Source organism: Fibrobacter sp. UWB1, from assembly GCF_002210325.1.
GTDB lineage: Bacteria > Fibrobacterota > Fibrobacteria > Fibrobacterales > Fibrobacteraceae > Fibrobacter.
This window is the reverse complement of the sequence record NZ_MWQL01000005.1, coordinates 145,069-169,546: the sequence shown is the minus strand read 5'-3', so window position 1 is coordinate 169,546 and position 24,478 is coordinate 145,069. Positions and strand designations below refer to the sequence as shown.

The 24,478-nt window shown below is 51.5% G+C and carries 19 protein-coding genes and 2 tRNA genes; 14 read left to right on the top strand and 7 right to left on the bottom strand.

What is annotated here, in order from left to right; translation table 11 throughout:
• The first annotated feature begins 350 nt into the window (after positions 1-350).
• Positions 351-426: transfer RNA gene (locus tag B7988_RS06170), tRNA-Asp, on the top strand.
• A gap of 98 nt (positions 427-524) precedes the next feature.
• Entirely contained in the window at positions 525-3,152 is a 2,628-nt protein-coding gene (locus B7988_RS06165; protein WP_088657227.1) for an FISUMP domain-containing protein, read from the top strand.
• A gap of 59 nt (positions 3,153-3,211) precedes the next feature.
• Here B7988_RS06165 and B7988_RS06160 read toward each other — a convergent pair whose 3' ends face one another.
• Together B7988_RS06160 and B7988_RS06155 are read right to left on the bottom strand one after the other, a co-directional pair.
• Positions 3,212-4,135, bottom strand: coding sequence for a sugar phosphate nucleotidyltransferase (locus tag B7988_RS06160; protein WP_088657226.1), 924 nt, complete (start codon positions 4,133-4,135; stop codon positions 3,212-3,214).
• Between the two features lie 143 nt (positions 4,136-4,278).
• Positions 4,279-4,351, bottom strand: a tRNA-Lys gene (locus B7988_RS06155).
• A 93-nt stretch (positions 4,352-4,444) separates the two neighbouring features.
• Between B7988_RS06155 and B7988_RS06150 the strand changes: the two genes are divergently transcribed.
• From B7988_RS06150 to B7988_RS06140, 3 genes are all read left to right on the top strand, one after another.
• Complete coding sequence (locus B7988_RS06150; protein WP_088657238.1) at positions 4,445-5,350, top strand: tyrosine recombinase; 906 nt, start codon at positions 4,445-4,447, stop codon at positions 5,348-5,350.
• A gap of 173 nt (positions 5,351-5,523) precedes the next feature.
• Positions 5,524-7,215 (top strand): hypothetical protein, encoded by a 1,692-nt coding sequence (locus B7988_RS06145; RefSeq protein WP_088657225.1) that lies wholly within the window; start codon positions 5,524-5,526, stop codon positions 7,213-7,215.
• A gap of 128 nt (positions 7,216-7,343) precedes the next feature.
• Positions 7,344-8,603 (top strand): endo-1,4-beta-xylanase, encoded by a 1,260-nt coding sequence (locus tag B7988_RS06140; protein WP_088657224.1) that lies wholly within the window; start codon positions 7,344-7,346, stop codon positions 8,601-8,603.
• 2 nt (positions 8,604-8,605) lie between these two features.
• Here the strand turns inward: B7988_RS06140 and B7988_RS14870 are convergent, their stop codons facing one another.
• Entirely contained in the window at positions 8,606-9,655 is a 1,050-nt protein-coding gene (locus tag B7988_RS14870; protein ID WP_141225578.1) for a hypothetical protein, read from the bottom strand.
• Between the two features lie 79 nt (positions 9,656-9,734).
• Here B7988_RS14870 and leuB point away from each other — a divergent pair, with 79 nt between their 5' ends.
• The gene (gene leuB, locus B7988_RS06130; RefSeq protein WP_073321933.1) at positions 9,735-10,826 is read left to right on the top strand and encodes a 3-isopropylmalate dehydrogenase; all 1,092 of its coding nucleotides are present in this window, start codon (positions 9,735-9,737) and stop codon (positions 10,824-10,826) included.
• A 3-nt stretch (positions 10,827-10,829) separates the two neighbouring features.
• Positions 10,830-11,333, top strand: coding sequence for an 8-oxo-dGTP diphosphatase (locus B7988_RS06125; RefSeq protein WP_073321936.1), 504 nt, complete (start codon positions 10,830-10,832; stop codon positions 11,331-11,333).
• Between the two features lie 169 nt (positions 11,334-11,502).
• Here B7988_RS06125 and lptE read toward each other — a convergent pair whose 3' ends face one another.
• Both lptE and B7988_RS06115 read right to left on the bottom strand, forming a co-directional pair.
• Positions 11,503-12,015 (bottom strand): LPS assembly lipoprotein LptE, encoded by a 513-nt coding sequence (lptE, locus tag B7988_RS06120; protein ID WP_073321939.1) that lies wholly within the window; start codon positions 12,013-12,015, stop codon positions 11,503-11,505.
• Between the two features lie 63 nt (positions 12,016-12,078).
• Positions 12,079-13,227, bottom strand: coding sequence for a PHB depolymerase family esterase (locus tag B7988_RS06115; protein WP_088657222.1), 1,149 nt, complete (start codon positions 13,225-13,227; stop codon positions 12,079-12,081).
• 211 nt (positions 13,228-13,438) lie between these two features.
• Here B7988_RS06115 and serS point away from each other — a divergent pair, with 211 nt between their 5' ends.
• The 4 genes from serS (at position 13,439) to B7988_RS06095 (ending at position 18,075) form a co-directional block, all read left to right on the top strand.
• Positions 13,439-14,725 (top strand): serine--tRNA ligase, encoded by a 1,287-nt coding sequence (gene serS / locus B7988_RS06110; protein WP_073321945.1) that lies wholly within the window; start codon positions 13,439-13,441, stop codon positions 14,723-14,725.
• A 245-nt stretch (positions 14,726-14,970) separates the two neighbouring features.
• Complete coding sequence (locus tag B7988_RS06105; protein WP_073321948.1) at positions 14,971-16,326, top strand: hypothetical protein; 1,356 nt, start codon at positions 14,971-14,973, stop codon at positions 16,324-16,326.
• A 10-nt stretch (positions 16,327-16,336) separates the two neighbouring features.
• Positions 16,337-16,753 (top strand): hypothetical protein, encoded by a 417-nt coding sequence (locus B7988_RS06100; RefSeq protein WP_073321951.1) that lies wholly within the window; start codon positions 16,337-16,339, stop codon positions 16,751-16,753.
• A 77-nt stretch (positions 16,754-16,830) separates the two neighbouring features.
• Positions 16,831-18,075, top strand: a complete 1,245-nt coding sequence (locus tag B7988_RS06095; RefSeq protein ID WP_088657221.1) for a nucleoside recognition domain-containing protein — start codon at positions 16,831-16,833, stop codon at positions 18,073-18,075.
• A gap of 119 nt (positions 18,076-18,194) precedes the next feature.
• On the opposite strand, the gene B7988_RS06090 is transcribed toward B7988_RS06095, so the two are convergent.
• Together B7988_RS06090 and B7988_RS06085 are read right to left on the bottom strand one after the other, a co-directional pair.
• Positions 18,195-19,166 (bottom strand): calcium/sodium antiporter, encoded by a 972-nt coding sequence (locus tag B7988_RS06090; protein ID WP_073321955.1) that lies wholly within the window; start codon positions 19,164-19,166, stop codon positions 18,195-18,197.
• Between the two features lie 3 nt (positions 19,167-19,169).
• The gene (locus tag B7988_RS06085; protein WP_088657220.1) at positions 19,170-20,240 is read right to left on the bottom strand and encodes an outer membrane beta-barrel protein; all 1,071 of its coding nucleotides are present in this window, start codon (positions 20,238-20,240) and stop codon (positions 19,170-19,172) included.
• A 208-nt stretch (positions 20,241-20,448) separates the two neighbouring features.
• Here B7988_RS06085 and B7988_RS06080 point away from each other — a divergent pair, with 208 nt between their 5' ends.
• From B7988_RS06080 to B7988_RS06070, 3 genes are read left to right on the top strand one after another with little or no spacing between them, the layout of a single operon-like run.
• On the top strand, positions 20,449-21,915 hold the full coding sequence (locus tag B7988_RS06080) for a leucyl aminopeptidase family protein (protein WP_088657219.1): 1,467 nt from the start codon (positions 20,449-20,451) through the stop codon (positions 21,913-21,915).
• A 20-nt stretch (positions 21,916-21,935) separates the two neighbouring features.
• Entirely contained in the window at positions 21,936-23,771 is a 1,836-nt protein-coding gene (guaA, locus tag B7988_RS06075) for a glutamine-hydrolyzing GMP synthase (protein ID WP_088657218.1), read from the top strand.
• 5 nt (positions 23,772-23,776) lie between these two features.
• Positions 23,777-24,376 carry a TIGR01440 family protein gene (locus B7988_RS06070; RefSeq protein WP_073321963.1) on the top strand — a complete coding sequence of 200 codons (600 nt, stop codon included), beginning with the start codon at positions 23,777-23,779 and terminating at the stop codon, positions 24,374-24,376.
• The last annotated feature ends 102 nt before the right edge of the window (positions 24,377-24,478 follow it).

Sequence of the window (24,478 nt, the reverse complement as noted above, 5' to 3'; positions counted from 1 at the left end):
CCCGTAGCAATCCGGAAGTGGCCAAGAAGCTCGCCGACGACCTCCAGAAGGAAGTTGACGCCCGCTACGCATTCTACGATGCCATGAGCAAGGATACCGAAGGATTGATCAGCCTGTAAGCCGCCTTCGGCGAGTAGACAGTAGGAAGTAGGCAGTAGACAGGGTTCGTCCAATCCAGTCCTGCACTTCCCTACCGGATACGAAAAATTAAAGACGAGAGTCAAGAGAAATCTTGGCTCTCGTCTTTTTTTGCATTTTTTCGTCTTTTTTCGCCCACATCCCTTGACAATGCTGAACGTTCTTTTTATATTTGGCTCGTTCGGTTAGGAAACTAGCTAAACAAAACCACTGGGGTGGTAGCTCAATTTTGGTTAGAGCACCGGCCTGTCACGCCGGAGGTTGCGAGTTCAAGCCTCGTCTATCCCGCGAAAAAAGACCTTCTTTCCGGAAGGTCTTTTTCGTTTTTGTTCTCCCTCCCAAAAGTAATGTAAATATTCTATTATTTATTCAGTTACGGAGGATTTATGCGCAAAATTATACGCAAAAAAAGTTCCCTATTTTTTTACATAAAGACAGCCCTTGTTTGTGCCGCTTTTTTTTCTGGAATAAGCCTGATTTCGTCATGCAGCGGCTACGGTTCAGAGTACAACGCCGAAAAAGATTATTCCGACCTATTTGACGACTACTATTCCTCCTCCAGTTATGACAGGTATAGTTCCTCAAACAACAGGTACTCCAGTTCCTCCGCCCGCTACAGCAGCAGCGAATTCGAGGTAATCCTCCCCTCGAGCAGCAGCTACTTCGACTCCACCACCATGGTGAAAACGATTGCCGATCTGGATTCCACTTGTACCGACGGCGAAAAGAAAACCGTATTGAAGGACTCCAGCTTGTACCGCTGCACATTCGGGGTTTGGTTCAAAGAAGTCAAGAACGTTCCCGAATGCACCAAGAAGAACGAAAACGAAACCTTCTATAAGAACGCCGCTTACGTCTGCCTGAACGAGAACTGGCGCGAGCTGACCGCAATCGAAGCCAAGCTCGGTGTTTGCACCAAGGCTCTTGCCGGTAAGACAAAGGTCACCGACAACAAGACCTACAAGTGCGACAGCACTCTTTGGCATGTTCTGACCCTTTCTGAAGCTACGGGCGAATGCTCCTCCGCAAACAACGGCAAGACTGCATCTTACGGCGACACGAGCTACATTTGCCGTGGCACGACTTGGCAAAAGATGGTTCAAATCGAACTTGACTCGGGCGTGTGCAGCAAGGACCGTTTTGGCGAAATTCTACGCATAAAGCCCAGATCATCTTACTACGACACCACGTATTACATTTGCAACGATTACTCCTGGACAGCCACCACCGATCCTGAATACATCGTCGGCGCATGCGACACGTCCAAGACAGACAGCATTTACAAGGTGGCAGGCTATTCTTACGTATGCGAAAACAAGGCCTGGCGTAAAACGACCAGCATCGAAAACAGCTACGGGCTTTGCAACAACAAAATGCAAGGGACACTGAAAAGCACGTACATTTGCGACAAAGGAGAATGGCGTACACCTACCGCCGAAGAATACTACGGCGCCTGCACCGATTCTCTCAAAGACGTCCTCTACACCTACAATTCCAAGACCTACGCCTGTTTCAACCTAAAATGGATTGAACTTCCAGCCCCTCCGGTCAGCAGCATGTCAATCTGCACCAAGAAAAATGCCGGCTCCATGTATAGGACCACCACTACCCCCAGGGCCTACTACCATTGCCAAGACTACGTATGGCAAAAAATAGATTCGCTCTCTTACACATACGGGATGTGCAGCAAGGATAGCCTCGGAGTCAGAAAAATCCCGCACAAAGATTCTCTCGGATACGAATGCAAAGAAACCGCTGCCGGATACAGCTGGACAAGGCTTTCGATTAACGACTATGCCACCTGCACCGCGGCAACTCAAGACAGTTTATTGAAGGGTTACGTTTGCGACAACGGCACTTGGCGCCTACAGACCACACTTGAAAAAAGCATCGGCCTATGCACCACTAAAAACAACGGTGAAAGAAAAAAGTCAGGAACAAGTTACTACGAATGCTCTTCTGGTAGTTGGAAAGCCATTACCGAAGAACAATACAGCCTCGGCGAATGCACTACAGAAAACGACAGCGCTATTGCCGTTTACAAGAACGTCCAATACCTTTGCGCAAACCAAAAATGGATTACGCCAAATGAAGAAAACAACATTGCCACATGTCCTAGTGCGGTAGCCGGATGGCTGGTATCTTACAAGAACAGAATTCATCAATGCACTCCTGCTGATGGAGATCCTGCTAATGGAAATTACGCCTGGCGATATATTGGAGATATCGCAATCCAAGAAGGTCTATGCAGAGCCCAAAACCAAGGCAAAGTAGCGCTTTTGGACAGCACCTATTACATATGCAAAACAAATTGGTGGTCAATAGCGTCATTAGACGAAATCGCTCAAGCGACATCCTGTAGCGAAACATTCATATATAATCACATAAAATTCACCTGTTCCGGTGATGAATGGACTCCAGTCTACGAAACGGTAAAGGATTCCCGAGACGGGCAAAGCTACAAAGCCCTCCAGCTGGGCGAACAAACCTGGATGGTCGAAAACCTGAACTACAAAACAACGAACAGTTGGTGTTTCCAGAATATAGACCGCAATTGCGATACTTACGGAAAACTCTATACATGGAATGCGGCACAAACGGCGTGTCCTACAGGCTGGCACCTTCCCGATGCCTACGAGTATCGCGACATGCTGAAAAGCTTAAAATCCACCGAAATAAGAGACTCCAAGTACTGGCAAGAAAATTCATACGGCTATCGGGGCGAAACCAGTTTATTCAAACTCAGGGGCACAGGCATACGCACGGACAACGGTTCATTCGATTACGATCGCCGCATGGCGGGACTCTGGTACAAAGACTCTTCGCTTACGAACGCAGACACCGCTTACGGCTATATCAACGTAGTTACATCGGCGGTTCCATATGAGTATTACTCCTCCAGCTACTACCACCACTTTGAAATAAGCGGAAATACAGTTGTAGCAGGATCCCCAGCAGGGTACCGTTTTACAAAGGGAACCGGCCTAAACGTCCGCTGCGTAAAAGACGAATAGTCACACAAATGAAAAGCCGCTCCGTGAACCGGGGCGGCTTCTTAAATGATTTAGTAAAATTACTCGTGCAGAATCACGTTGTCAAGCGTCTGGCCGCTCACCTTGACGGAATCCCATAGCACGGCGTTGCTGATCGTGCTGTTCTCGATGACGCAGTCGTCGCCTACCGACACGTTCGGACCGATGGTGCTGTTCGCAATCTTCACACCCTTGCCGATGTAGCACGGAGCGATCACCTTCACGCCAGGGAGATTTACCGAAGCGGAATTGTCGATGCGCTTGAGCACATGGGCGTTGGTTTCGAGCAAGGTTTCTGCTAGGCCGCAGTCCAGCCACTTTTGCACCGGAGCCGTACGGAAATGGCAGCCCTTTTCGAGCATCATCTGGAGAGCGTCTGTCAACTGGAATTCGTTCTTGGTGCGGATATTGTTATCCATCAGGTACTTGAGACTCTGCTTGAGCACCTTGGTATCCTTAATGTAGTATATACCCACAATGGCTTCGTCACTCACGAATTCCTGCGGCTTTTCGACCAGGCGGGTAATACGACCGGTACTGTCGGTCACGGCCACGCCAAAACGACGCGGGTCCTCGACCTTGTAGGTATAAAGAATATTTTCGTCCACATTATGGAGAATGGAAAGGTCCGCTTCAAAAAGGGTGTCGCCCAGAATAATCAGGACCGGTTCGTCATCATCCACGTAAGGCAGTGCGAGGCTGACCGCTTCGCCCAAGCCCTGCGGGTTGGACTGGACCACGGCACGGGTCTTACCCCAAGCAGGACGTTTTTCCAAAAAGGAGTCTACAGCCTCGGCCTTGTAGCCGGTAATAAAAATCGTTTCAGCGGGCTTTAAGCTCAAAGAATCTTCAACAATCCAATCCAAAATCGTCTTGCCCGCTACAGGAAGCAGGCATTTCGGCACATTTTCGGTGTAAGGACGCAGACGCAGTCCGTTACCGGCGACGGGCAGAACAATCTTCATTAAATCCAATTCCTCAAAAACAAAACTTTTCACTCGCAATATAGCATTTTATATGGAACAAGGTTATGGGAAAATAATAATAATGTTGTAAACTAGTCCATAATACCAAAAAAGAAAAACCTCTCCGTGAGGAGAGGTCTTCGTGGATGATGCAGGGGTCGAACCTGCGACCCGCTGATTAAGAGTCAGCTGCTCTACCAACTGAGCTAATCATCCATAGTCGCTTAGGACGCGCACAATTATAGAATTAAAATGGGCCGCTGTCAAGGGGTGAAAACGCAATTTTTCAAAAAAAACTATATTTTTTTCATGAGCCTCAATTCGAACCGCATGGATGCCTATTTGGCGTTTTTGGGGGTGGAACGCAACCTTTCGCCCGCCACAATCCAGAGCTACCAGGAGGACCTGCGGCATTTTGTAGTATGGCTCGACGAAAACGGCATTGATCTCAAGGACTTAACGCCTGAAAAGTTGGATGACTTCCTGACGCTCACCGCCGGACAGGAGGAATACTCCCCCACGTCCATCGCGAGGCACTTTTCGAGCCTGCGCGGGTTCCTCAAGTACATGCAGAACCAGGGCGAATACGACTACAGCACTGAATCGATGCTGGATCGCCCGAAACTCGGGCATTATTTGCCCCAATATCTGACCCGCGAGGAGGTCGACAGCGTATTCGAGAGTGCGGCAAACGGCAAGAACCCGCTGCGCGACACGGCGCTGTTCGAACTCATGTACAGCGCGGGGCTACGCATCTCAGAAGCCCTCGGCATCAAGCTTTCGCAACTCGATCTCGATAATGAATGGCTTACCCCCATCGGGAAAGGCAACAAACAGCGCCTGGTGCCGCTCGGCAGCAAAGCCAAAGAAAATCTGAAAGCCTGGATCGAGCTTGGCCGCCCACTCACCCACCCGGCTACAGACAACATAATTCTCAATTCCCGAGGCAAGCCCATGAGCCGCATGGGAGCCTGGAAAATCGTACAATTGCATACGATGCACTTGAGCAAGCAAGTTTCGCCGCATACCTTCCGGCACAGTTTTGCCACCCACTGCCTTGAAGCGGGCATGGACCTGCGCGTACTGCAGGAACTACTGGGCCACGCCGATATCAGCACAACCCAGATTTACACGCACATCGACAAGGAATTTATAAAGCAGGAACACCGTGCGCACCATCCTAGAGAACAGACCGCACGGGCTGCAAATAAGTGAATTCTTCCCATCGGCCCATACCCTGATTTGACACCTCCCTAAATTCTAGATATATTTGAACAAAAGATAAAAGCAGAGGCTAAAATGAAAAAAATTTCATTCCTTTTGTTTCCTGCACTCACTGCAGCCGCTTTTTTCGTTGCCTGTAGCGACGACGACTCTCTAGCCGCAAGGTGATTACCGAAGTCAACTCGATTTACGAACTCGGAATTTGCGGAGAAGACAACCAAGGCGATACCGTCTACGCCAAAAAAGAAGACGCCCAGTATTACTGCGACGACGCGAACTGGGTTCCCGTTGCCACCAAGGAATCGACAGGTTCCTCAAGTTCGTCTAGCCAAAAAGCAAGTTCCTCGTCCATGACCAAGGCGGAACTCGATAAATTTACCGAATTGTGCAAGGCTTCCGGTGGCAAGGTAAAAGACGGTGCCTGCTCCTGCAAAAACGAACTCTGCGACGTCGGTGCGGTCTGCAACACCATCACGGGCATCTGCGGCAACCAGAGCAAACCAACTGACATAGACTCCACCGCCAGTTCTTCCTCGACCGCGACCACATTCGCCGACTTGTGCAAGGCATCTGGCGGTACGGCAAAAGACGGGGCTTGCGTCTGTAAAGAAACCACTTGCGACGAAGGCGTTCTCTGCAACACCAAGAGCAAGGAATGTGCGAACAAGGACGCTGTTGAAATCGAGTGCGACGACAGCTACAAGAGTACATGCTCCGACAGCCCTGCAAGCATCGGCATTGTCAAGGAATGCGTGAAGGGAATCGTCGTGAACCGCTCGTGCGGCACAGTATCTTGTAACGAAGAGGGCACGGACTGCGGCGAATGCCTCAATGACGTACAGACCTGTACCGAAGACAAGAACTTCAAGGCGACCGTCACCCACTGCGAAAAGGGCAAGAAAGTAACCGAGAGCTGTAACGGGAAATCCTGCGACCCGCGCGACAACGGTTGCGGCGAGTGCACGAACTACGAACACACATGCACCAACGATGACGAAGGAAAGGGAACCGTCTACGAATGCGTCGCCGGCGAAGCCAAGAAGGCCGTTTCCATATGCGGCAACAAGTCGTGCCGTACCGACAAGGCCATCTGCGGCGAATGCCTTAACGGAGAACTGAGGTGCGACAACGACATCAACAACAACGCCATCATGTACAGGTGCGTCGACGGGCAATGGGAAAGGCTCCATAACAAGTTCGACCCGCTCGACAAGGAGTATTACCAATGCCCCGTCGCTTGTAGAGAAGGCACCGATCCACAGAAGATGGAGAACGAATGCGACACGGATCAATGTTCGAATTGTGATCCCTGCTGGGGTGAGCCAATGGGCGGAGCGCCTTCCAATCCAAACCCCTGCTACAACGAGGAACGTTGCAAACAAATTCTCAAGGACGAAGACCCCGACTACCCGCCGTTCAGGAGTTTCGAGACGAAACAGAAATGGAAGGACCTGATTCCTAGTAAAAAGATGGCAGCGAAAGAAGTTCACGGCTACAACTGGACGAATCACAAACCAGTCTCCGCTCCTGAAGAACGCGTGGAAGATTTTGAATTCGACCTTACTAACGAGACGCGCCGCGTATCGTGCAACGCCCTGGGAACCTACTTCGGCTTATGCCACAACACCCTCCAGACCTGCATCAACAATGTTTACCATGGTGAGGGATTTATGGTGGTCTGCGCTAGCGGCGAACTTGTCGACGCTGATGGTAACAACGACGGTATTGCTTGCGAATGCGAAAAAACAGCTAGCAACGCCAACGGATGTTGCTACACCAGAAGCGCCTGCTTCAAGCAGACCAACTGGTCGAGAGACCGCTGCGCTAAGCCCTCGGGCAACGAAAACGACGATTAATTTCATCGACATTTCAGGCAGAAAGGAACCGCAAGGTTCCTTTCTGCATATTGACATATTATCCACGACAAACAGCGCAACCCTGGGAATTTATCCCTAAAGGGAATATATGTTTATAATGGATAGCTATGACTTCTAGAATTTTAAAAATTGCGCCTGTGGCCCTTTTGTGCGTGGCCGTGAGTAGCGTTTTCGCCCTTGGCCTTGCCGACGGTGCGGCAAAGTTCCTCAGCAGTACAACTGTCGAAGGGCCTGTCCCTTCTGACTTCGGGACTTATTGGAATCAGATTACCCCAGAAAGGCAATGCACTTGGCGAACCGTCGAACAAACTCGCGGTACCTTCGATTTTTCCGAATGCGACATCCCCTACAACTGGGCAAAAGAGAACAAGGCTACATTCAAATTTCATGCCCTATTATGGGCTTCGGGAAACCCTTCTTGGCTTAGAGACCTTAGTGCGGACGAAACAAAAGAAGCCATTACCGCGTGGTTCGATGCCGTTGCGGAGCGTTATCCGGATCTAGAATACATCAACGTGGTCAGTGAAGCCAGGCGAATCCATTCACAAATAGGCAGCAACAACAAAATTATCGAAGCCCTTGGCGGCGACAACGAAGACTATAAATTCATAACCACCGCATTCAAGATGGCCCGCGAACGCTGGCCCCAAGCAATCCTCATTTACAACGACTACAACACAATCCAGTGGGAAAGAAATGAAGGGATCGACCTAATCAATACGATCAAGAACAACGGGGCCCCAGTTGACGCCTACGGACTTGAAGGCAACGATTTGATTGTGATGGGAACCGGCCCCATGAAATGCTACAATCCAGACTTGCTCAAGAACGCCCTTCAGGAGATTTACGAGAAAACAGAAACGCCTCTACTCATTTCTGAATACAACATCAGCAATGAAATAGACAGTATTCAAAAAAACTGCTTCGCGGAACATATTCCTGTTTTCATGGAAACCGAATATGTAGTAGGAGTCACCCTATGGGGCTATCTCTATGGGCAATCCTTAATGCAATGCATCACAAACCCAGGGATTAACTGTTCCGGCATTATCAGGGATGGCATAGACCGCCCGGCAATGACCTGGCTCAAGGAATATTTCAATTTTCAGGAAGATACCACTGCGAGGGACACGACTATTACCGATTCCACGATTGCAATCGGCAGCAGCCTCCACCTGCAGGCGAATACCCTCCAGGCATACGACGTGTTTGACCTGAACGGCGTCCGACTCGGCCGCCTGCGCGCCTACACCATCGACGACGCCGTTTCAGTGCTCCAGAATACAAGCGACATCAAGGTCCAGGGCGTCTACATGCTCCGCTCCGTGAAGAACGGCACAGTAAAGCAAGTGCGGATTGCACGGTAGAATTATGGCACGTTTCTCACAAATGTTCCATCTTTCTTATAGATGGACAATCCGTCATGCCTTATCACATCACTTCCCAATACATCCTGACATGAATAACTCAAATTTTCTAAATCAAAGCGACATGTACCTAGAGAATACGTATCAATCTGCCAATTCTTTATGTTCCAACGAACTAAAGCGATTAACTCCGAGCAATGAATTCCATCTTTAGAATAACATTGATGTTTGCGGGAAACGCTCCCAGCAAAGAATTGTTCCGCGCTCCAACTTCCATACTGATAGGTAAAAGAAACCAAAGTATCTAGTCTTTTTTCTATAACTTTACGAACATGTTCCACGACAGCAGAGTCCATGACGCAAGGTTCTGCAAATCCGTCCTTGTAACACATGTCAAAGGCTATTAAGGAATCTCGCACACTTTCTTTCACATAGATTTCTTTTTCATACACTGAATCAAGCAATGCAGAAAGTTCATCTTTTGCACCAAAATCTTCGCCAATCAAGAAATCATATTTCCTTGGCCAATATTTAGCAGATGGCTTCATCTTTTTAGAGACAACAACATTAGCATACAAAAAATCGCACTTCACGCTATCTTTAGAAGCACAAATTGCATCATAGGATCCATCTTCATTCTGATAAAGATGAGAAAAGCCTGCAGCACCAGAGTTAAGCACCATATTTGCATATGAAATATGATTCACCCTTGTTTCCAAATCTTTTACAGAATCACGAGAATTAAAATTTTTAAGAATTCGAACAAGTAATGAGGTGTCTAAATCGCAGGGATACCACAGGTTCTCTCCTTCTACACTCGTCGAACACGCCTTGTACAGTAACGCTTTACGGGGTATAGTGTCAATAAAATCGGCTCTGTTAGAGTGCGAATTAATCCAAGAAGAGCAATATTCCAAACTGTTGTGATACTGTTGTACCGAGATTCCGGGACTCACTTCATTAGGGCACCATCCTGAAGGAGAGCACTTTGGCTTTGGGTGACACCCTGCCAAAACCGCCAAAATCAAAAGAATCAGAACTCTATAAAGCATACATCACCCGCAAAAAAGTGCCCTTCACCCATAATTTTACTAAATTTGAGCCGTTCAAATACAAAACCAAGGATTAACAATGAGCAAGAATTACAAGATTGCAGTGCTTCCGGGCGATGGTATCGGCCCCGAAGTCATGAAAGAAGCTGTCCGCGTACTGGACGTAGTTTCCAAGAAGTTCGGTTTCGACGTGAACGCCGAATGGGCAAACGTCGGTGGTGCCGCCTATGACGAAAGCGGTTCTCCGCTGCCGGAAAGCACCCTCAAGCTGGGCGAAGCTTCTGACTGTATTCTTTTCGGTTCCGTGGGTGGCCCGAAGTGGGAACACCTCCCCCCGAACCTGCAGCCGGAACGCGGTGCTCTCCTCCCGCTCCGTAAGCACTTCAAGCTTTTCTGCAACCTCCGCCCGGCCCGCGTTTACAAGGAACTCGCAGGCGCTTGCCCGCTCCGTGCCGACATCGTGGGTGACGGCTTCAACATCCTCACCGTCCGCGAACTGACGGGTGACGTTTACTTTGGCCAGCCGAAGGGCCGCGAAGGCGTTCCGGGCTCCAAGGAAGAAATCGGTTTCGACACCATGAAGTACAGCCGCTACGAAGTCGAACGCATTGCCCGCTTCGCCTTTGACGCCGCCATGCTCCGCAACAAGAAGGTTGCCAGCATCGACAAGGCCAACGTGCTCACCACGAGCGTGCTCTGGCGCGAAGTCGTGAACGAAGTCATCAAGGACTACCCGGAACTGACTCTCGAACACCTCTACGTCGATAACGCCGCCATGCAGCTCCTGAAGCGCCCGCGTGAATTCGATGTGCTCCTCTGCCCGAACCTCTTCGGCGACATCCTCACCGACGAATGCGCCATGCTCACCGGTTCCATGGGCCTCCTCCCGTCCGCTTCTATCGCCGAAGGTTCCTTCGGCCTCTACGAACCGGCAGGTGGTTCCGCTCCGGATATCGCAGGCAAGGGTATCGCAAACCCGCTCGCACAGATTCTCTCCGTGGCTTTGATGCTTCGCTACACCTTCAAGGAAGAAGAAGCGGCCAAGGCTATCGAAGCGGCTTGCGAAAAGGTGATCGCCCAGGGCTTCCGCACTGGCGACATCTACCAGGAAGGCTGCACCAAGGTCGGCACGACCGGCATGGGTGACGCGATTATCAAGGCACTCGGCTAATCGATGCTAAACACAACCCTCTGCTACATCGAACAAGACGGCAAGTACTTGCTGCTCCACCGCGTCAAGAAAAAGAATGATATCAACAAGGACAAGTGGATTGGCATTGGCGGCAAGTTCGAGGAATGGGAATCTCCCGAGGACTGTATCAAGCGCGAGGCTCTCGAAGAAACGGGCCTCACGCTGATTCGCCCCAAGTACAGAGGGATCGTCACCTTCATTAGCGACGGCATGGACCAGACCGAATTCATGCACCTGTTCACGGCGACTGAATTCACTGGCACCCTCAAGGAATGCGACGAAGGCACGCTCGAATGGGTCGCCAAGGAAGACGTGGCCAAGCTCCCCCACTGGGACGGCGACCTCATTTTCTTGGCACTCCTTGAACGGGGCGCGCCATTCTTTTCGCTCAAGCTCACCTACAAGGGGAGCTCCCTGACCGAAGCGTTGTTGAATGAAGTCCCCGTCACGGTGAGCGACGTCACACAAGGGAAACGACTTTCTTAAAAAATTGGGTCTAAACGCCCCGATTTAAGGTAAATAAAGTCCGTAAGTCCTTGTGAAAAAATATTTTACGTTATAGTTTAGAACTATTAACATAAAAAGTTCTATTTTATTAATACTCCAAACCAACCCCTAGCACCGCCAGCGACTCGTTCAAAGGCGGTGTATTTTTTTACCACTTTGCCAATGCATTTGTGATAATCAGGTCTTGGAGTTTTTCAATGGCGCGAGCCTGACCATGGCGGTCTTCGGTCTCGTTCGCCTGAACGTCATAAGTACCTTCGGCACTCAGCGACTTGGATTCATAAATCACCTTATCTTTCACGTTGTCATAAAACTTGACACTCACGCGAATCGTCACACGGTAAGTTTCGACATCGCTGTTGCTGTTGTAGTTTTCGGGCTTATTCGTATAGCTCAAGAGAGTCATCTCGAAGTCTGCCGTGGCGTCACCGGTTACAAGACGCACGCCGCCAGCATTCTTGCGGAACATTTCGACTACGCCTTCGCGAATGTTGTTGGCGAGCACCGGATCCAGGGTTTTGTCTTCGACTTCATGAATCCTGACCGTCTTGATATGGCTCGGGAGCGTCGACGCCGTAAAGCTATAACAACCGCTCAGGAGCCCCGCAAACAGGGCTATCGCTACAAAACAAAGTAAACACGACGTCTTTTTTGAAAACATAACACAAATTTAAAAAAAACACTCCCAAAGGGAGTGTCTTTAAGGCAAGAATTTGGTTAATTCTTAAAGCGAAGTCTTGAACGTTCTAGAACCGACCTTCACAATGTACACGCCCTGGGCTCCAGTGTAAACCTTCTGGGCGCCTGCAATGCCACGGGTCGTGCTAACGACGTTGCCAAGGCTATTGAACACGGTGATGGACTTGCCCTGAGCGTTAGCAACCATGATGCTGTTGTCAAAAGACTTATAGACAGAGACCGAGGCCAAGCTAAGATCTTCGAGCAAAGTCTGAGGATTACCCGAGCTAGAAGATTCTGCGGGCTTTACACTGCTAGAGGACTTCGGAGCTTCAGAAGAAGAAGACGCCACTTCGCTTGAAGAGGATTCCGGTTCAGGCTTTTCGCTAATAAGGCCGTTTACATCCCACTGCTTGATGAAGTTCCAGATATCGGAGACATCTGCCTTGGAGGGGCTGTGACCACGGCCAGGGAGCTTCAAGTGCTTGATATAGACACCCTTGTCGCAAGGGCCCCAAGTGTACATCGTAGCACCATTATTTTCGGCATTGGGATAATTCGTTTCTTCTTTCGCCTGAGACGGGCAGTGGAACTGGTCTCGGTAATTCTTGATGAAGCCTTCAACCTGGTTGTACTGCAAAACATCGTCGTTAGTTCCATGCGGATGGATGATAGGCACCGGACGCATAGCCTTGGACGCACCGAACACGTTCGTACCAGAAGTAGGCGCAAAGGCGGCGATCTTGTCGGCAATCTTGCTCATAGAATGGTAGGTGAACATGCCTCCCATCGAGAAGCCAGAAAGATACACGCGCTTCTTATCGATCTTGTAGTCGGTGTACATCTGGTCAATGATTTGGACCATCCATTTGGTATCCTGATCGCCCTGGATATCCCAGGTGCTCATGCCCGTACCACCTCTCGGGTAAACAACCACAAAGCCCGCCGTATCGGCAACCGCTTCCCAATGAGTATTAGACTGCTGGTAGTTGGGATCCTGGTCCATACCGTGACATGAAATGAGCAACGGGCTATTTTCCTTAAGATCCGACGGGGCATAGACATGGATTTCTCGACCCGAAACGGACATCTTTTTGTAGTCGTTAAGAGATTTTCCTCCACCGCCTCCGCCCCAGCCGCCCCATTGGGCAAAAGACATCGACGCTGCTGCCAAAATTGGTAACAAGTATTTCATTTTTCACTCCCTATGTATATGATACCTAGGGATAATATATACCGAAAAAATAGGATTAAAACATTCCACAATCCAATTGTGTTGTTGCAAAAGACAACACAGAAAATTAATTTGCACTCCTTTTTTCTGCATTTTGAAATCCGAATTTCAAAATCCGAATCCCGAATTAACTATCTTTTCCGCGTAAAATTTTTATCATCCGAGGCATAAAATGCTTGACATCAAGAAAATCCGCGAAAATCCGGAATACTACATTGCTGAAACCGAAAAGAAATATACGACCGTAAGCCTTCGTGACGTGCTCGCCGTCGATAATGAACGCCGCCCGCTCCTCACTGAAGTCGAACGCCTCAAGAGCGAACGCAACGCCCAGTCCAAGCGCATTGGCGAACTCAAGAAGAAGGGCGAAAACGCAGACGAAGCTCAGGCCGCCACACGCGAACTCGGCAACAAGATCGACGAGCTCGACAAGAAGCTCAAGGAACTCGACTACAAGCAGACCGAAATGCTCATGCATGTTCCGAACATCGCCCCGCGTTCTCCGGAAGGCAAGGACTCTAGCGACAACGTGGTCGAAAAAGATGGCCCGATTCCCGCCGACTACTACACCAAGAACGACGACTTCGCCCGCGTGGACCACAAGACTTTGGGCGAACGCCTCGGCATTTTTGACTTTGAACGTGGCGCCAAGATTTCCGGTTCCGGCTTCCCGGTTTACCGCGGTTGGGGCTCTCGCCTTGAACGCGCCCTCATCCAGTTCTTCCTCGACGAACACATGAAGAACGGCTTCGAAGAATTCACGCCTCCGTACCTCGTGACCCGCAATACCATGCGCGGCACGGGCCAGCTCCCGAAGTTCGAAGAAGACATGTACCGCTGCGACAAGGACGACGACCTGTTCCTCATCCCGACCGCAGAAGTGCCGCTCACGAACCTTTATGCCGGCGAAGTGATTCCGGAATCCGAACTTCCGAAGCGCATCTGCGCCTACTCCGCCTGCTTCCGCCGCGAAGCCGGTAGCTACGGCAAGGACACCCGCGGACTCTTGCGTCTGCACCAGTTCAACAAGGTCGAAATGGTCTACTTCGCTCACCCCGAACACAGCTACGAAGACCACGAAGAACTCACCCGCTTCGGCGAAATGCTCCTCGAAAAGCTGGGACTGCCCTACCACCGTCTGGCACTCTGCAAGGGCGACCTCGGTTTCGGTGCCGCCAAGTGCTACGACCTCGAAGTTTACGCCCCGGTGGAAAAGAAGTGGCTCGAAGTCAGCTCCTGCAGCAACTTCGAAGACTACCAGGCCCGCCGCGCCAACATCAAGACGAAGATTAACGGCAAGAACGTCTACGTCCACACGCTGAACGGTTCCGGCCTCGCCACTCCGCGCGTGATGGTGGGCATCTGTGACAACTACCAGCAGAAGGACGGCTCTCTCAAGATTCCTGAAGTGCTGCGTCCGTACATGGGTGGCATGGAAGTCATCGAACCGAAGAAGTAATCGAAAAAGTAGTTTTACGTGAGCCACAAGCGACTGATTCAAATCAGTCGTGGTGGCGAGAGCGAGTGCTTATCATTTTTTTTCATTTGACTCTAGCACGAGCGGTCTCATAAGTAAACTTTTTTCAATACAGACGTATTGAAGGCTGAGTACAAAGTATATGGTTATGACTTGCATAGTCATAACCATTTTATTATCTTTCTCTTAAAATCAACCCCCAAATCCTCTCTCTTAAGGAGATACGAATGAATATCAAGCTTATTTCTGTCGTCTCTGCACTCGCAGTGTCTGCTGCTGTCGCTCAGGACTATGACGACGAATATGAAGAATCCACCTCCTCTACCGAAAGCGCTCAGGAAGAAGCTCCTGCCGCTCCGGCACCGGAACCGGCACCTGTTGCCGAATCTTCCACTTCTTCCAGCTTCGAAGCTCCTGCTGCATCTGAAAACGTTCCGACTCCGGCTGCAACCGGCACGTTCAACGTTCTTCATGGCAACGCCTACAATATGGTCGGCAACCAGTTCGGTGCCTCCACCATCGATGGCGATATGGAAGCTGTCTACAAGATGAGCGGTCGTAAATTGTTCTACGTCGAACCGTCTGGCGAAGAAGGCGTTCTCGCTCTCGGTTCTGGCTCTATGACCTACCTCCTCGCTTTTGACAACAACACCACTCACAAGACCAACGTGACCCCGGCCGGCGTAAACCACCGCGGTGACTACGTCAACATGGGTCTGTTGACCGCCGGTATCGCAACTCCGGCATTCGGTGTCGCTGTCGATGTAGCTATTGACAAGGCATGGCAGTCCGATGAAGAAAAGGGCCCGAACAACAAGGAAACTGAAGATCGTTCTACGACCGAAGCCGGTGACTACATCAACGTGAAGTTCGGTGCTCCGCTCGGTGCTTTCGACATTACCGCTAACGTCTACTGGCTGACCTTCCGTCAGGAAGTGGACGTCGAAACCGACGACAACGGTGCCAAGACCGAAACCGATCCGGACTTCTGGGATATCGGCGCAAGCCTGACTCTTTCCAACAGTCCTTCCGCCAAGAACCTCGCCTGGGCACTCGGCCTCGACTTCTTGCGCCAGAAGAGCGACAGCCGCGTGAAGGTTGCTAACACCACGACCGAAACCACCAACAACGACGCATTCATCTTTATCCAGCCGCGATTCAACTTCGCTATGCCGGTATTCACTGCTGAAAACGCTCAGGTGTTCCTCGGCCTCAATACCCGCTTGCCGATCTTCATCTTCGATGAAATCGAAAACGGCAACCAGACCACCAACACCTACGACTTCGGCCTGTTCTCTACCCCGAACGTTCTCGCCGAAATGTCCCTCAACGAACACTGGATCCTCTTCGGTGGCGCAGCCTTCACTTGGAAGGTCATCGACTACAAGACCGAAAGTGTTGAAGCCGGTCCGGCATCTGACGACACCTCCATCATTTCTATGCGTACCAACGCAACCAACGCCAACGCCGGCCTCCGCTTCAGCTATGACCACTTGGTCATCGAAGCTTCTGTTGCCGACCAGCTTGGTTCTGCCGCATGGAGCGGCCTCGTTGGCAACCTCGGCATTTTCCTGATGTTCTAAGAGAGGCTTTATGAAGACCCTTGCAAAGATTATTTTGGCATCTAGCCTGATTACTCTTGCGGCTTGTTCCGGCAAGGGTTCTGGCGATTCCCGCATTCATAGCATTCCATCTGACGAAGACGAAAATCCGGCTCCGCAGGTCATCGACGACGAAGAAGTTATTCCTTCTGAAACTCCGTCTGGCGAAGATGGCCCGAAGGGCAATGTCTTTGCATGCAGAGACATGTCTGGAGCTTACTGCGCCGAAACGACTGACATGTCGCTGAAGAGCGAATGTGATGAGGAAGACGGCGAAATGCTCTTGGACAAGTGCCCCTCTGGCGGTACGAAGTGTAATCTCGATATTCCCGACGTTACCTTCTACGTCTACAATGGACTTGTGGATTGCAAGACCCTCGAAGCGTTCATGAACGCCGATTGGGAATAATCGTCTAAACAAGCTCTTAAACATTCAAGACGGACTTTTGATATTTCAAAGGTTCGCCTTTTTTTTATTTTTCGGACATGGTTCTGAATATTATTTGGCTCGTATTCTTCTTTGGCGCTTTTGTCGCCTGCATGGTCCAGTGGATTGCCTTCGGCGACTCCGGAATCTTCAACAAGGCTATTCTCGGTGCCTTCGACATGTCCAAGACCGCATTTGAAATTGCCCTCGGTCTTACCGGCATCCTTTCGCTCTGGCTTGGCATCATGAAGATTGGCGAAAAAGCTGGTGCGGTCCAGATTCTCGCAAAGATTGTCTCGCCGCTGTTCAGCAGGCTCTTCCCCGAAATTCCGAAGAACCACCCGGTGATTGGTACTATGCTCATGAACATCAGCGCCAACATGCTCGGGCTCGACAACGCCGCCACCCCCATGGGTCTGCAGGCCATGAAGCAGCTGCAAGAAATCAACCCGAACGAAGACAAATCCGTCGCGAGCAATTCCCAAATTATGTTCCTGGTGCTTAACGCCAGCGGCCTTACGCTGATTCCCGTAAGCATTATGACTTACCGCGCTCAGCTTGGGGCCGCAAACCCGAGCGACGTGTTCTTGCCGCTTTTGCTTTCGACATTCTTCAGCACTATTGCAGGCATTGTCGCCCTCAGCTTCTTCCAGAAGGTCAAGCTCAAGGACCCGGTAACGGTCGCCTGGCTCGGCGGACTTTCGGCTTGCGTTATTTCTATCATGGTCTACTTCAGCCACCTGACGGCAGAAGCCATCGGCACGACCAGTCTCTTGATTAGCGGCATCGCCCTGTTCGGCATCATCGTAGCCTTCCTCGGACTCGCCGTATACAAGAAGGTGCAGGCCTACGAAGCCTTTGTCGAAGGAGCGAAAGACGGCTTCCATACCGCCGTGATGATCATTCCGAACCTGGTCGCCATTCTTGTTGGCGTAGCCGTATTCCGCGCCAGTGGCGCCATGGACCTGTTGCTGAACGGTGTTTCGTGGATTCTCGGGCTCTGCGGCGTGGGTAACGATATCGTTCCCGCCCTCCCCACCGCCATTATGAAACCCTTGAGCGGTAGCGGTGCCCGCGGCATGATGATCGACGCCATGAAGACTCTAGGCCCTGACAGTTTCGCAGGCCGCCTGAGCTGCATGTTCCAGGGAGCCGCCGACACGACTTTCTACATCATCGCCGTGTACTTCGGTTCCGTAGGAGTAAAGAAGACCCGCCACGCTGTTACCTGCGCTTTAATTGCAGATGCGGCAGGCGTAATTGCAGCCATCGCAATCGCCTACCTGTTCTTCCCGCCTAACTAATTCGGAATTCGGAATTCGGAATTCAGATTTCGGAATTCGGATTTCAGAATTATTTCTAATAGAATCATAAGTCACCCTGAGCGAAACATCTAGTTCAGGATGACATTTTTTATTCACAATTATTTTGTTGCTTGCACGATAAGCAGAGCTAGGTAACCGATATAGACGGCTAAGAGAATAGCGCCGGCAATGCGGTTCAAACGACCATCGCCTTTACGCCTAAAGCCGAGTACAATCAAGGCGACCGTCAATGCAGTCATTAAAGGCATGTCGCGATAAGTGACCGCCTTTTCAATTTCATCCATCGGAGAAATAGTTGCCGCTAGGCCCACCACCGCAAGCGTATTGAACAAGTTCGAACCGATGATGTTGCCCAGAGCAATGTCGTTTTCGCCTTTACGGGCAGCGGCAATAGAGCTAGCCAATTCCGGGAGAGATGTTCCAATAGCGACAATCGTCAAGCCAATCAGAAGGTCGCTCACGCCAAGCGTACGGGCAATTTCGACAGCCCCCCAAACGAGAGCTCGAGAACTAGCCACCAGCAAGGCAAGCCCCAAGACAAGCCAGAAAATGGATTTGCCTAAGGAAGTCTGTTTTCCGGCGGATTCTTCTTCAACAGAATTTGATGCCTCGACCCTAGCCTTTTTCAATTCACGCCAAATGCTGTAAGCCATGACCAGCGCAAAGACAACCAGCAAAAGTACGCCATTCCAGCGCACCACGCTACCATCCCACACTAATGCAATAGAAAGCAACGACACAGCGATCAGAATCGGCAAATCACCGCGAATCACGGAGCGCTGCATTAGAATCGGAGAAATAAGCGCAGTCGCACCAAGGATCAAAGCGATATTTGCAATGTTACTGCCGTAGGCATTACCCAGTGCCAGTGCAGGATTCCCTTGAGAAGCCGATATAGCAGAAACCGTAAGCTCCGGAGCCGACGTTCCAAAGCCTACGATTACCATACCAATAAGGAGCGTGGACATGCCGCAGAATTCAGCAACACCTACGGCACCATCCACAAATTTGTCCGCACTCCAGACGAGAACGGCAAGGCCAATAACTACAGCAATAATTGCAAGAATCATATATTAGAACGGATAGACAGTAATTCCCAGATTCAGCGAAGAAGCATCCAGGTTCATGTTCATGTATTTGAGATGACCATCGTACAGGTCGGACACACCAAGGTTAGCCGCGATATCGAGCGAAAGGTAATCGTTCGCCATCACAGAGAAACCAAAGACAAATGCGCAATCCAGGCTAGAACGGTAATCGTCCATCAAGTCAATCTTGTTAGAATGCTTGACATCCTTGGAATCAGTATAGGAAATGCGAAGATCGTCTGCCAGCGGGACAGACATTTCTACACCGAGATCAAAGAAGATTCTAGAAGTAGCGGCCTTGAAGGTAAAGAGAACCGGCACATCGATCTTCTTCTGGGAGAATCTGAAGTTTGTCGGCACATCATTAATGTAGTACGATTCGCTAGCCTTGCTCTGTTCATAAAGAACACCGAGCTTGATACCCATGGTGTAAGAATTCAGCGGAATGATCGAGACAAGACCGGCTCTCCAGCTAATGCCATTGTACTGGTCGCTGTCCCAATCGTTACCGGCCAATTGGTAAGCTCCCACAGAACCGCGGGCACCAATCTTGAACTTCATCGGATAAAGCCCCCTGAGTTCGTCGAAGGAGACAGTGTCTTTGCCTTCGCGTTCGGCAACATAGACTGTACGAACGGGAACGCCATCTTCACGGGTATAAACAGTTTCGTAAAGGACCGTATTTCTTGCATCGCGGAATTGTTCAACCGCTCTAGCAGATGCTGCTGTTTTATCGGCATCGTCTGCACCACGAACAGCCTTCGGGGCTACAACCACGGCAGGTTCAGCGACCGGTTCTTCCGCAGGGGCGGCAGGCGCGACAGCTACAGCAGCGGGAGCGGCCTGTTCAGCAGGGGCTGCAGTTTGTTCAGCGGCAACGGGAGCGGCGGCATCTGCGCCACGAACGGCAACAGGAGCAGATTCTTCAGCAGGAACTGCGGCAGGAGCCTGTTCAGCAGGAGCAGCAGTTGCAGCAGGGGCGGCTGCGGGAGCCTGGGCAAAAGACATCGCCGAAAGGGCAAGAACGCTAAGAATACCAGTAAGTTTACGATTCATTTGAACCTCCATTTTTACAACTTCATTATAGCATTTTTTGAAGTAAATTGCAAAAGGACACCCCAAAAAAGTGACGAGGTGACAATAAAAAGGTATCAAGCGTCACCAAGAACCCGAAGCATAAGCCAACCTACTTCCGACTTCCTACCGCCTACTTCCTACTGTCTACTTCCTACTGCCAACTGCCTATATTTACTACATTTAAGGCATGAATCTGAATATCGTTTCTTCCGAAAATCTCAAAAACACTGACAGCAAGGCATACGCCCTGTTTTATGTCAAAGAATCTGTTCAATTTTCCACCGTTCTCTCCCCCGAAGGCGAAGAACAGGTCGAAACCATTCTGAAGGGCATGAAGGAAGGCCCCTTCGAAGACCTCGAATACTTAGAAATCGACGGTTGCAATACCATCTTTGTTGACGCCGCCAAGGAGCGCGGACTTTCCGCCCTCGACCACCTACGAATGGCCGCCTACCGCCTCGCCAAAAAGGCGATGAAGAAGCAGATTCCCTGCGTGAGCCTGTTCCTCGCCGACGCGGCCGATGAACAGTTCAAGGCCATTTTGCACGGCCTGCATTACGCCGACTACAAGTTCGATGCCTACAAGAGCAAGCAAAAGCCGAACTTCCAGGTGACCTACGAAATCGTCGCCGGCGAACATGTCAAAGAATTCAAGAAAATTGCCGAAGACGTGGCCGTAGAACAGAAGGCCATTACGCTTGCCAAGAACCTGATCAACACAAGCGCATCTGACCTCTACCCCGCCGAATTCGTGGAACGCGCAAAGACCGTCGCCAAGTACACCGAAGGCTTAAGCATCAAGGTTCGTAACATGAAGCAGCTCGAAAAGGAAGGCTTCATGGGCCACGTGACCGTCGGCAAGGGCAGCTCGCACGAGCCGCACATGATTACGCTCGAATACAAGCCCAGCAAGCGCACCTCCAAGGACCACTTGGTGATTGTCGGTAAGGGCCTCACCTTCGATACCGGCGGCCTCTGCCTGAAACCGCCTAAATCCATGCCCGAAATGATTAGCGACATGAGTGGTGCCGCGACCGCGCTCGCCGCCATCCAGGCCATCGCAACACTCAAGCTCCCGATTCGCGTGAGCGCCGTCTGCTGCCTCGCCGAAAATGCTATTGGCAATAAGTCGGTGCTGCCGGGAGACATCTTTACCGCCAAGAACGGCAAGACAGTCATGGTCGACAACACCGACGCCGAAGGCCGCTTGGTCTTAAGCGACGGACTTGCCGAAGCGGGCCTTATCGGGGCAACGCACATCGTGGACCTCGCCACCCTTACGGGCGCCATGGTCCGCGCCCTCGGCTACGCCGTCACGGGATTCTTCAGCAACGATGACGACCTTGGCCTCAAGGTGATCAACTGCGGCGAAGCCTGCTGCGAAAAGTTCTGGAGCATGCCGCTCGAAGAAGAATACGCCGACGCGCTCAAGGATCACTTCGCCGACCTCAAGAATACAGGCAGCGACGCAGGTGCCATTTCTGCGGCCCTCTTCCTCCAGGAATTCGTGCCCGAAAACACCGCCTGGACGCACTGGGATATTGCAGGCACCGCATTCGTCGACAAGAAGTGGAAATACACCGAATACGGCGCTACCGGATTCGGCGTGCAGACACTGATTCAACTTGCCCGCGAATTTAGCGCAGCCGAGTAAATTTCTATCTTTGAGACCGTATGAAGAACGTCGATACTATTGCAGTTTTGGACTTTGGCGGGCAGTACGCCCACCTGATTGCTAACCGCGTGCGCCGTCTGGGCGTGTTTACCGAAATCCACTCCCCCGCTGCCCCGGTCTCTGAGCTCGAAGGCGTGAAGGGAATCATTTACAGTGGCGGCCCCTGTAGCGTGTACGCGGCAGACGCACCGGAATACAATCCCGAAATTTTGGATCTGCCGGTGCCGAAGCTCGGCATCTGCTACGGTCACCAGCTCATTGCCCAGCAGTTGGGCGGGCATGTGGAACCGGGCAAGGTGAAGGAATACGGAATTGCCGACCTCATTGTGGGCGACGAAAAGTGCCCGCTTTTGAAGGGCCTCCCGAAAGCGAGCCCCATGTGGATGAGCCACGGCGACCAGGTCACGAAGCTCCCGGTCGGCTACAAGATCGTGGCCAGCACCAAGGACTGCGAAATCGCCGCCGTCGCATTCGATAGCGACAAGCCTGAACGCCAGATTTTCGGCATCCAGTTCCACCCCGAAGTCACGCACAGCAAGTTCGGCATGAAGTTGCTCGAAAACTTCGTGGACTTCACGGGTGCCAAGAAGACCTGGAACATGAAGAGCTACTTGCCGCTCATCACGCAGCGCATCAAGGACCAGGTCAAGGACCGCAAGGTTTTCTTGCTCGTGAGTGGCGGCGTGGACTCCACCGTGGCTTTCGTGCTCCTGAACCGCGTGCTCGGACCGGAAAAGGTCCTGGGTCTGCACGTGGACAACGGCATGATGCGCCTCGGCGAATCCCAGAAGATTATGGAATTCTTGAAGGCCGAGGGAATGAACAACCTCAAGGTCCGCGACGCCAGCGAACACTTCCTCGCGAAGCTCAAGGGCGTGACTGCGCCCGAAACCAAGCGCGGAATTATCGGCAAGGAATTCCTGACGGTGAAGGACGAGGAAATGGCGAAGCTCAACCTCGATCCGAACCAGTGGATGATGGCACAGGGCACTATCTACCCCGACACCATCGAAAGCGGCGGCACCAAGAACGCCGACAAAATCAAGACGCACCACAACCGCGTACAGGAAGTCCTGGACCTCATGGAAAAGGGCCTCGTGCTCGAACCGCTCGCCGACCTGTACAAGGACGAAGTCCGCGCCCTCGGCGAAGAACTCGGCATTCCGCACAACCTCGTATGGCGCCACCCGTTCCCGGGTCCGGGTCTCGGCGTTCGCCTGCTCTGCAGCGACGGTAAGCTCACCGACGATATGGTGAAGTTCGAAGATGTGAAGGACACCGCCGGTCAGTCCCTCGCCGACTACCTGAAGGCGAACAACATCGCTGGCCGCCTGCTCCCCATCAAGAGCGTGGGCGTGCAGGGCGACGGCCGTACCTACGCGCAGCCGTTCCTCATCACCACACCGGGCCTTAGCTGGAAAGATTGCGAAAAGTTCTCGACCGAACTTGCCAACCGCTTCAAGGCCATCAACCGCGTGATTTACCAGATCGGTAGCGTCGCTGACGAAGATCCGAAGCTCGTCGAGCAGTTCGCCACTCGCGAAAACTTCGATACACTCCGCAAGTTCGACAACATCTGCACCGAATTCCTGCAGGCAAACGACCTGTACGAAAAGATTTGGCAGATGCCGGTGGTGCTTGTTCCGCTCCGCACGGCAGGCAAGCCCTGCATCGTGATGCGCCCGGTGAACAGTACCGAAGCCATGACCGCAAACTTCGCCGAAATCGACCAGGGAATGCTGGCCGGACTCTGGCGCAAGTTCGAAGCAGAAGGTGCCGGCTCGCTGTGGTACGACGTGACGCACAAGCCCCCTGGAACAATTGAGTGGGAATAGTTGTCATGGCAGGCATTACATACGAAATAGACGACAAAGCAATTGTTGAACAGATTCGTAACGACGCGATAAACGCCGCTAAAGAACTTGTGGAAAAAGCTCACCTCACGGCGGGCCAGACTGTAGTTATCGGTTGCAGCACGAGTTCCACGCTCGGAAACGACATCGGGAGCCATTCCGTGCCCGAAGTCGGCAAGGCGATTTTCGAAGGGCTCTCGTCCGTGTTCAAGCCGCAGGGCATCTTCATCGCGGCGCAGTGCTGCGAGCACCTGAACCGAGCCATCATCATCGAGCGCGCGGCTGTCCCATTTGCCGAAATCGTGAACGTGGTTCCGCAGCCCAAGGCGGGCGGTTCTTTTGCGACAGCCTGCTACAGCGCCTTCGAGCATCCGGTCGCCATCGAACATATCAAGGCAGATGCCGGGCTCGATATCGGCGGAACGCTCATCGGCATGCACCTGAAGGAAGTCGCGGTTCCTGTACACATGCAGCAGACGCATATCGGCAAAGCTATTTTGATTGCGGCGCGCACGCGCCCGAAATTCATCGGCGGAGAACGCGCCCACTATGACGAAAGTCTCAAGGACGGCTACCCGAAATTCTAAAAAAAAACGAATATTCCAAATTGGAGTAAGAAAATCGTAATAAATAGGGACTATTTTCAAGGGAAAGTCCCTTTTCCTGTTTTCTTTAGTTAAATTGAACAT

Coding starts and splice junctions, on each gene's coding strand:
- B7988_RS06165 (WP_088657227.1), top strand. CDS start 525: ATGCGCAAAATTATACGCAAAAAAAGTTCCCTATTTTTTTACATAAAG.
- B7988_RS06160 (WP_088657226.1), bottom strand. CDS start 4,135: ATGAAGATTGTTCTGCCCGTCGCCGGTAACGGACTGCGTCTGCGTCCT.
- B7988_RS06150 (WP_088657238.1), top strand. CDS start 4,445: ATGAGCCTCAATTCGAACCGCATGGATGCCTATTTGGCGTTTTTGGGG.
- B7988_RS06140 (WP_088657224.1), top strand. CDS start 7,344: ATGACTTCTAGAATTTTAAAAATTGCGCCTGTGGCCCTTTTGTGCGTG.
- B7988_RS14870 (WP_141225578.1), bottom strand. CDS start 9,655: ATGCTTTATAGAGTTCTGATTCTTTTGATTTTGGCGGTTTTGGCAGGG.
- leuB (WP_073321933.1), top strand. CDS start 9,735: ATGAGCAAGAATTACAAGATTGCAGTGCTTCCGGGCGATGGTATCGGC.
- B7988_RS06125 (WP_073321936.1), top strand. CDS start 10,830: ATGCTAAACACAACCCTCTGCTACATCGAACAAGACGGCAAGTACTTG.
- lptE (WP_073321939.1), bottom strand. CDS start 12,015: ATGTTTTCAAAAAAGACGTCGTGTTTACTTTGTTTTGTAGCGATAGCC.
- B7988_RS06115 (WP_088657222.1), bottom strand. CDS start 13,227: ATGAAATACTTGTTACCAATTTTGGCAGCAGCGTCGATGTCTTTTGCC.
- serS (WP_073321945.1), top strand. CDS start 13,439: ATGCTTGACATCAAGAAAATCCGCGAAAATCCGGAATACTACATTGCT.
- B7988_RS06105 (WP_073321948.1), top strand. CDS start 14,971: ATGAATATCAAGCTTATTTCTGTCGTCTCTGCACTCGCAGTGTCTGCT.
- B7988_RS06100 (WP_073321951.1), top strand. CDS start 16,337: ATGAAGACCCTTGCAAAGATTATTTTGGCATCTAGCCTGATTACTCTT.
- B7988_RS06095 (WP_088657221.1), top strand. CDS start 16,831: ATGGTTCTGAATATTATTTGGCTCGTATTCTTCTTTGGCGCTTTTGTC.
- B7988_RS06090 (WP_073321955.1), bottom strand. CDS start 19,166: ATGATTCTTGCAATTATTGCTGTAGTTATTGGCCTTGCCGTTCTCGTC.
- B7988_RS06085 (WP_088657220.1), bottom strand. CDS start 20,240: ATGAATCGTAAACTTACTGGTATTCTTAGCGTTCTTGCCCTTTCGGCG.
- B7988_RS06080 (WP_088657219.1), top strand. CDS start 20,449: ATGAATCTGAATATCGTTTCTTCCGAAAATCTCAAAAACACTGACAGC.
- guaA (WP_088657218.1), top strand. CDS start 21,936: ATGAAGAACGTCGATACTATTGCAGTTTTGGACTTTGGCGGGCAGTAC.
- B7988_RS06070 (WP_073321963.1), top strand. CDS start 23,777: ATGGCAGGCATTACATACGAAATAGACGACAAAGCAATTGTTGAACAG.